The following is a 6665-nucleotide window of genomic DNA, read 5'->3' as shown; positions in this document are numbered from 1 at the left end:
CCATCGTCGTGCACCGCATCGAGAACGGGCGCATCGCGGAGTCCTGGATCTCGTCCGACCGGCTGGAGTTGCTCCAGCAGATCGAGGGGTAGCCCGGCCCCTGGTCATTCGGCGTCGATCTCGGCCTGACGGCTCGCGCCTTGCATCTCGATCATCCAGCCGGGGTATTCGGGCGCGAGCGCGCTGGCGGCGTTCAATGCCTCGAGATCCTCCTGATCGAAAGCCACGGCCGTCGCGCCGATGTTGTCCTGAAGCTGATCGACCCGCTTCGCGCCGACGAGCACGCTCGTGACGACCTTCTGGTGAAGGAGCCAGGCGAGGGCGGCCTGTGGGACCGTGCAGCCGCGGCGGGCCGCCACTGCATCCAGAACGTCGACGATCCCATAGGCCCGTTTCTTGTCGACGGGCGGAAAGTCGAACTCCGCGCGGCGGCCCTCGCCTTCGGCGCCCTGGCGGAACTTGCCGGACAGGAAGCCGCCGGCCAGCGGACTCCAGACCATCAGGCCGATGCCCTCGGAGCGGAGCATCGGCGCGATCTCCCGCTCCAGGTCGCGACCGGCGAGGCTGTAGTAGGCTTGCAGCGAGACGATCGGTGCGAGGCGGCGGGCCTCCGTGATGCCGACGGCCCTGACCACCTGCCAGGCCGCCCAATTGGACAGGCCGAGATAGCGGACGTCGCCCCGACGGACGAGCAGGTCGAGCGCCTCGAGCGTCTCGACGATTGGCGTTGCAGGGTCGAAGCCGTGGATCTGGTAGAGGTCGATGTGGTCTGTTTGCAGGCGCCGCAGGCTCGCCTCCACCTGGGTCATGATGTGCCCGCGCGAGGCACCGCGCCCGTTCGGGCCGTCGCCCATGGGGCCGTGGACCTTGGTGGCGATCACCACGTCGTCGCGGGCCACGTTCAGGTTGCGAAGCGCTTGGCCGACGATCTCTTCGCTGCGACCTTCGGCATAGACGTTGGCGGTGTCGATGAAGGTGATGCCCGCGTCCAGGGCGGTACCGACGATGGCGTCGGCCTCCTGCTGCCCGAGGCGGCCGATCTGGCCCCACATCCCTTCGGATCCCCCGAAGGTCATCGTGCCGAGGCAGAGTTCAGAGACGAAAAGGCCGGATTGGCCGAGGCGACGTTGACGCATGGGTGAGATCCTTTCGGGAAGTGCGCGCGCCGATTTTTCCGGTCGGCGCGCGGGGTCCTGAGGTTTGGGGAAGGGTCAGGCGACGCTGCGTGCGGCGTCCCCGTAGCTGACATCCATAATCTCGCCGGTCATCTGCCTGGAGGCTTCGCCGGTGAAGAACATGACGGCCTTGGCGATGTCCTCGGGCTCGTGGTGTCCGATCCCGAGCGTGCTTCCGGATGCGATTGCCGCCGACACGTCGTCGAAGGTCGGGTTCGCTGCATCGGGCAGGATCGCACTCAGCACCGCCGCGTTGTCAGCGAAGGGCGTGCGCACGAGGCCAGGCGCCACGACGTTGCACAAGATCCCGTCGCGCCCATAGGCGAGCGCCGCGGTCTTGGCGAAACCGTTCACCGCCCACTTCGTCGCGCCGTAGCTGCCGAAGATGCCATTGCCCGTGCGCGAGAGCCCCGAGGAGATGTAGATGATCCGTCCGCCCCCGGCGTTACGCAGATGCGGAACAGCGGCTTGAGTTGTCTTATAGTAGCCCCCGACATTGGTTTCGTAGAGGATCGAGATCTCGTCGGCCGTGACGCTCTCGATGGGTCCCGCATGGCCGACGCCCGCATTGGCCACGACGATGTCAAGGCTGCCGAAGCGGTCCACCGCCTGCTGCATCGCGACCTGTTGGTCTTCGAGGCTGCGCACGTCGCCCTGATAGGTCATGCACTGCGCGCCGAGCGCCTCGATCCGGGCCTGCGCGGCAGCGAGGTCCGCGGGGCTCGACAGCGCATACGCGACGGGGGGCAGGCTCGGGGTCGCGATGTCGAAGAGGACGATGTTGGCACCCGCCTTGGCCATCTCCTCGGCGGAGGCAAGGCCGATGCCGCGTGCGCCACCGGTGATGAAGGCGGTCTTGCCCGCGAGGTCGCCGGACGGATTGTTCTGGGCGCGGGCGGCGCGGGCGCCGATCACAGCGGCCGCGGCGGCGCCGAGGCCCCCGCCAAGGGCCATGCGGCGGGTCGGATCGGCTGGGCGGTCGGTGTCGATATCGTCGGTCATGGGTTTCTCCTGTCAGGATACGCCGTGTGCGTCGAAGCGGGTTGGAACACGGCAAGTGATGAGAATGGTCCGCGATTGGCGGCCGGCGTTTCACCGGAATATGGAAGGCTGGCACCGGCTACCTGTTGCCGCGCGGCCGATACGTCAGGCGAGATGAGTTCTTTCCGGCCGAGCCAAGGGGCAGTCGGTGGCAGTCCGGGGCCAGATAGCTGGGCCTGCCCCCGGACGGACTGACATCAGTCGTCTTCGGCTCTGATCGCCTCGAAGATGTCGGCGCCGTAGGTAGGCTGACCGGAATAGAGCGTCGCGTTGTCGACGCGGATGACTTCGTTGCCCGTCAGATCCTGGTTGAAGTGGGCGAAGACCTCGGCTTTCAGGCCCGAGCGGGTCGAAACCGCGACCGGCTGTCCATCGAGACCGTCGAGCGAGATCACGTCGTTGCCAGAGCGGTCCTGGTTGAAGTGGGCGATCGCGCCGGCGGCACCGGGGGCGACCTGCTGCGCGGCGACGGGGCCTGCGAGCACGAGGGCGAGGGCGGGGATGGTGAGGATCGTCTTCATGGGTCTCTTCCTTTTTGGCTTTGGCGGGCTGCTGCCCGGGGTTTGGTTTGCCTCGGGGGCGCTGCGCCCCTTCGATGCAATGGATATGAGCGGTGCGCCTTCCGGTTGGTATTCGTTGCTTTCACCAATCAGAATTGCGTAATACGCACCAATGGATGATGACGCCCTCCTCCTCGCTGTGATCGACGGTGGCAGCTTTCGCGCCGCCGCCGCTGCCTCCGGTCTCGACCCCAGCCGGGTCAGTCGGCGCATCGCTGCGCTAGAGGATCGGCTGGGCGTGAAGCTTCTGAACCGCACCACGCGGGCCAGTGCGCCGACCGAGGCGGGCGCGCGCTATGCCGAGGGTGTGCGGCGCCTGTCGGAGGCGCGCGCCGCGCTGCTGGCCGAGGTGACGGGCGGCCAGGACAGGCCACGCGGTCGCTTACGGGTCACCGCACCGGCCGATTTCGGCACGCGTTTCGTCGCGCCGGTCCTGTCGCGGATGTCGGACCGGTATCCGGAGCTCTCGGTCGATCTGACCCTCGGTTCAGGCTTCGCCGACCTGCTGGCGGAGGGGATCGACGTCGCGGTGCGGATAGGTCGTCTCTCCGACAGCGCCCTGACCGCCCGTCGTATCGGCCAGTCGCACCGCGCGCTGGTCGGAGTGCCTGAGCTCGCCATGAAGGTGCACACGCCCGGCGATCTGGCTGCGATTCCCTTTATCTCGTATCGGCCCGGCCTGACCGAGATGCCGGTGGCCTGCGAACTGGATGGGCGCCGTTATGAAGTGCGGATGCCAAGCCGCCTCGGCGTCAACTCGATGTCAGCGGTCCGCGCCATGGTGCTGGAAGGGCGCGGCGCGCATCTGGGACCGGCATGGGCGTTCGATGAGGACATCGCCAGAGGTCGGCTCGTACGCTTGCTGCCGCAGGCGCACTTCGATGCCTTCCCGATTTACGCCGTCTGGCCCCCAACCCCGTTCCAGCCTGCAGCCCCCCGCACCTTCGTCGCGGACATCGCAGAGGCCTTGAAAGCTGCCGGCCTCACTTGAGGTCGAACGTCATGAAGACGAAGTCGAAGTGTTACGGGGAGTGCAGTCTGGAATGGTGCTTGGCGCGATTTCAGACGGGTGCCATCGCGTGACGCGGCCGGAACCGATCCTTGCGAAGAAGATGGCTCCCTGCCTTCGACGTTACATACGAGACAGTCGCGACGGAACGTCTCGTCAGGACCTCATGCCCAGTTTTGGATCCTTCCCTCAAGTATTATCCACGTCCGCGAGCATGCGCCAGCGACCATCCGCGCCGCGGACGCAGGTCAGCGCCACGCGCCCGGCGATCTCGCGGATTTCGCCTCCGTCCTTCGGCGTCATCGACACCGCGTAGCGTCCCACGACCACACCCGTGCCGCCGTGGACGACAAGCGTCTCTTCGTCCCAGCCCGACCGGATGTCGAAGTCCGCGATGCGCGGCGCGTAGCACTCCCGCATGGTCCCGAGACCCCGGTCCGTAGGCGAGCCCGCGTTGGCGAGGACGATGTCGTCGTGGCAGCACGCCAGCACGCCCTCCAGGTCGCCGCCGTCGAGGGCGCCCATCCAGGCGGCGACTTCGGCACGAAGTGCGGCTGCCGCGGTGTTCGTATCGGTGTCGGTCACGGGCTTAGTCCTCCGTGATGTCGGCGAAATGCTGGCCGACGATCGTCTCGTCGATGAGGGCGAGAAAGGCGCGCGTCTCAGGCATCTCCGAGAACCGCGCGCCGGCAGCCTTGGCAGCGGCCGCGTCATCGAAGGTGAACGTCTCCATGAAGAGCGTTGAGCGATCCGTCGCGGTGGACGTATGGGTCCGCCATCCCCGCACCCCTGGCAGGGCGAGGAACGTCGCGCGCGCCCGGGTCCGAGCTTCGGCGGCCTCGGTCTCGTCGGTCAGGCGGATGACGAAATGTTCGTGGATCGTCGGCATGGCAGGGCTCCGTTCGGTGCACATCCGGGACGCGCTCGCGGCCGTTCCGAATGGGTCTCATCGCGCAACGCGGCCGGGACCGACCCATTCGGAACGGTCCCGGCGTTTCGTCAGGCCGTCGGCGCCGTCGTGGTCGCGGTGTCGGGTTCTGCCGATCGGCTCACTCTCCATACGCTCGTCCGGCTGATGCGGAGCTGTGGAGCGACCGCGCTTGGCCGGACGCCCTCGGCTAGCAGCCGCCGGACCTCCTCCACGTTGATCGACGCCTTCCGCCCCTTGTAGACCCCACGGGCCTTCGCCTTCGCGATGCCCTCCATCTGCCGCTCGCGCCGCAGATTGGTCTCGAACTCCGCGAAGACGCCCAGCATGTCGAGGAATGCCTTGCCCGCGGGCGTGGACGTATCGATTGGCTGCTCGGTCGCCCTGAGGGTCGCGCCCTTTGCCTTCAGTTCGCGGATGATGCCCTGAAGATCGCCCATCGACCGGGCGAGGCGATCCACACGCGTGACGACGAGTTCGTCTCCGGGACGGATGAAGTCGAGCAGCGTGCGTAGCTCGTCCCTGCCTCGCACCGATGTGCCGGAAACCTTCTCGGCGCGGATGACACGGTATCCAGCCTTCTCCAGCGCTTCGTACTGTACGTCGAGGTCTTGGTCCGTGGTCGATACCCTGGCGTAACCATAGCTGCTGCCCGGCGGGACGGGGCATTCTCGCCATTCCATGAGATGCTCATCGTCGGGTTCTCCTCTGAGGTTGAGCCCCTTCGGCGAGCGCGCGCGGGCGAGAATGGCCCCTTCAGCCGACCTGCTTCTTTGGTCGCCCCCCCTTTGCGCCGTTGGCCCTCGCCGCTGCCGCCTTTGCCGGCGTCGAGGTCCGACCACCTTGCGCGCCAAGCTGCGCTGCCATCCATTTTCGAGACCCGAAGACACCAGCCAGTAGGCCCGGCACATAGACGTCGGCATCGATCCGCGGCCAGTGTAGACCGAGCCCCGCCGGGCTGATCTCGATCTCAGCCAGATCCGCTGGATCCTTCCCGGCCAACTCCTCGACCAAGCGAACGGGGATCGCCAGTTCGACACCGTTGTGGATGCTCACGATCAGACGCTCCGAGCCTGCGTCGTACCGCGCCGCCGTCGCATGGCCCGCTGCGCGCTTGGCCTCCATCGTCGCCTCGGCGGTGGCCACCTGCTCGTCAGTAATCTCCATGGATCGCCCTCCAGCGTTCGCACAGGTCCTTCAGATGCGGCGCGAGTCCTTCGACGACCCGTCCGAGCCGCCGCCTGTCGAAGCCGCGGTTCTCGCGCAGCTCGGGCGGGCCATCGGGGCAGTTCAGAAAGAACACCGCCTCGCCTCGGCCTCCCCAGACGTGGACATGCGCGGGCCTGTGATCGTGCGGATAGATGACCACGCGCAGCCCGTCGATGCGGAGGACGGTCGGCATGGCCTGCAGATAGCAGAAACCCAAGTGCTAGGGAATACCGCTGAGCATACATCTGAAACTGTCTCATCTTCGCCGACCTAGACTCAAAATTCGAGCGATCTCATTAACCGCATTGTGGCGTGCCCATCGTATCAACGCGCTGCCTTCGAAGAGTTGAGCCTCCAGTAAAGCGCGCGTGGTCGACCCAATTCCGGTTGCCGGTCATGGCCTGCCCCCTGAAAAGTGGTCCTCCTTGAAGTAGGCTTTCGAGCCAGATGGAGGACGAAAGAATGCCCCGGAAGAAGCACAAGCCCGAAGAGATCGTCGCGAAGCTGCGGCAGGTCGATGTGCTGGTGTCGCAAGGCCAGTCGGTGGCCGAGGCGGTGCGGTCGATCGGCGTCACGCAGTTCACCTATTATCGATGGCGCAAGGAACGAGCCTTTGTCCGCCATTGGTCCGAGGACAATGGCGAGTGCGGCCTGAAGACGAACCAGGTGAAGCGTCTAAAGGAGCTGGAGAGTGAGGCATCGAACGCCATCGGTCCGAGAGAGATGCCGAACAACGAGCGGCT

Annotated in this window: 10 protein-coding genes; 2 read left to right on the top strand and 8 right to left on the bottom strand. The window is 66.4% G+C overall.

The genetic code is table 11. From position 1 onward, the window contains the following. Positions 1–104: 104 nt before the first annotated feature. From jaqu_RS08205 to jaqu_RS08195, 3 genes are all read right to left on the bottom strand, one after another. Complete coding sequence (locus tag jaqu_RS08205) at positions 105–1136, bottom strand: aldo/keto reductase (protein ID WP_043918486.1); 1032 nt, start codon at positions 1134–1136, stop codon at positions 105–107. Positions 1137–1211: 75 nt separating this feature from the next. After that, positions 1212–2177, bottom strand: coding sequence for an SDR family NAD(P)-dependent oxidoreductase (locus jaqu_RS08200; protein WP_052500853.1), 966 nt, complete (start codon positions 2175–2177; stop codon positions 1212–1214). Positions 2178–2413: 236 nt separating this feature from the next. Beyond that, positions 2414–2737 carry a hypothetical protein gene (locus tag jaqu_RS08195; RefSeq protein ID WP_043918485.1) on the bottom strand — a complete coding sequence of 108 codons (324 nt, stop codon included), beginning with the start codon at positions 2735–2737 and terminating at the stop codon, positions 2414–2416. 151 nt (positions 2738–2888) lie between these two features. Between jaqu_RS08195 and jaqu_RS08190 the strand changes: the two genes are divergently transcribed. After that, on the top strand, positions 2889–3767 hold the full coding sequence (locus jaqu_RS08190) for a LysR family transcriptional regulator (protein ID WP_043918484.1): 879 nt from the start codon (positions 2889–2891) through the stop codon (positions 3765–3767). Between the two features lie 207 nt (positions 3768–3974). Here the strand turns inward: jaqu_RS08190 and jaqu_RS20590 are convergent, their stop codons facing one another. The 5 genes from jaqu_RS20590 to jaqu_RS08165 all read right to left on the bottom strand — a co-directional run bounded on the left by jaqu_RS20590 (position 3975) and on the right by jaqu_RS08165 (position 6115). Beyond that, positions 3975–4370, bottom strand: coding sequence for a YybH family protein (locus jaqu_RS20590; protein WP_052500852.1), 396 nt, complete (start codon positions 4368–4370; stop codon positions 3975–3977). A gap of 4 nt (positions 4371–4374) precedes the next feature. Further along, entirely contained in the window at positions 4375–4674 is a 300-nt protein-coding gene (locus tag jaqu_RS21610; RefSeq protein ID WP_043918483.1) for a hypothetical protein, read from the bottom strand. Between the two features lie 110 nt (positions 4675–4784). Then, positions 4785–5396: a recombinase family protein gene (locus jaqu_RS08175; protein ID WP_043918482.1), complete on the bottom strand. Its 612-nt coding sequence runs from the start codon at positions 5394–5396 to the stop codon at positions 4785–4787. 73 nt (positions 5397–5469) lie between these two features. Further along, positions 5470–5880 carry a DUF2442 domain-containing protein gene (locus jaqu_RS08170; protein WP_043918481.1) on the bottom strand — a complete coding sequence of 137 codons (411 nt, stop codon included), beginning with the start codon at positions 5878–5880 and terminating at the stop codon, positions 5470–5472. Further along, positions 5867–6115, bottom strand: coding sequence for a DUF4160 domain-containing protein (locus jaqu_RS08165; protein WP_043918487.1), 249 nt, complete (start codon positions 6113–6115; stop codon positions 5867–5869). The genes jaqu_RS08170 and jaqu_RS08165 overlap by 14 nt, the downstream gene beginning before the upstream one ends. Before the next feature lie 269 nt (positions 6116–6384). On the opposite strand from jaqu_RS08165, the gene jaqu_RS08160 reads away from it, so the two are divergent. Beyond that, positions 6385–6665 (top strand): transposase (locus tag jaqu_RS08160; protein ID WP_043918480.1); only part of this gene is annotated, 281 nt, incomplete at its 3' end.

It is taken from the genome of Jannaschia aquimarina (assembly GCF_000877395.1).
Lineage (GTDB): Bacteria > Pseudomonadota > Alphaproteobacteria > Rhodobacterales > Rhodobacteraceae > Jannaschia > Jannaschia aquimarina.
Note: the sequence above shows the minus strand (reverse complement) of the source record. Positions and strands in the feature narration are given on the sequence as shown.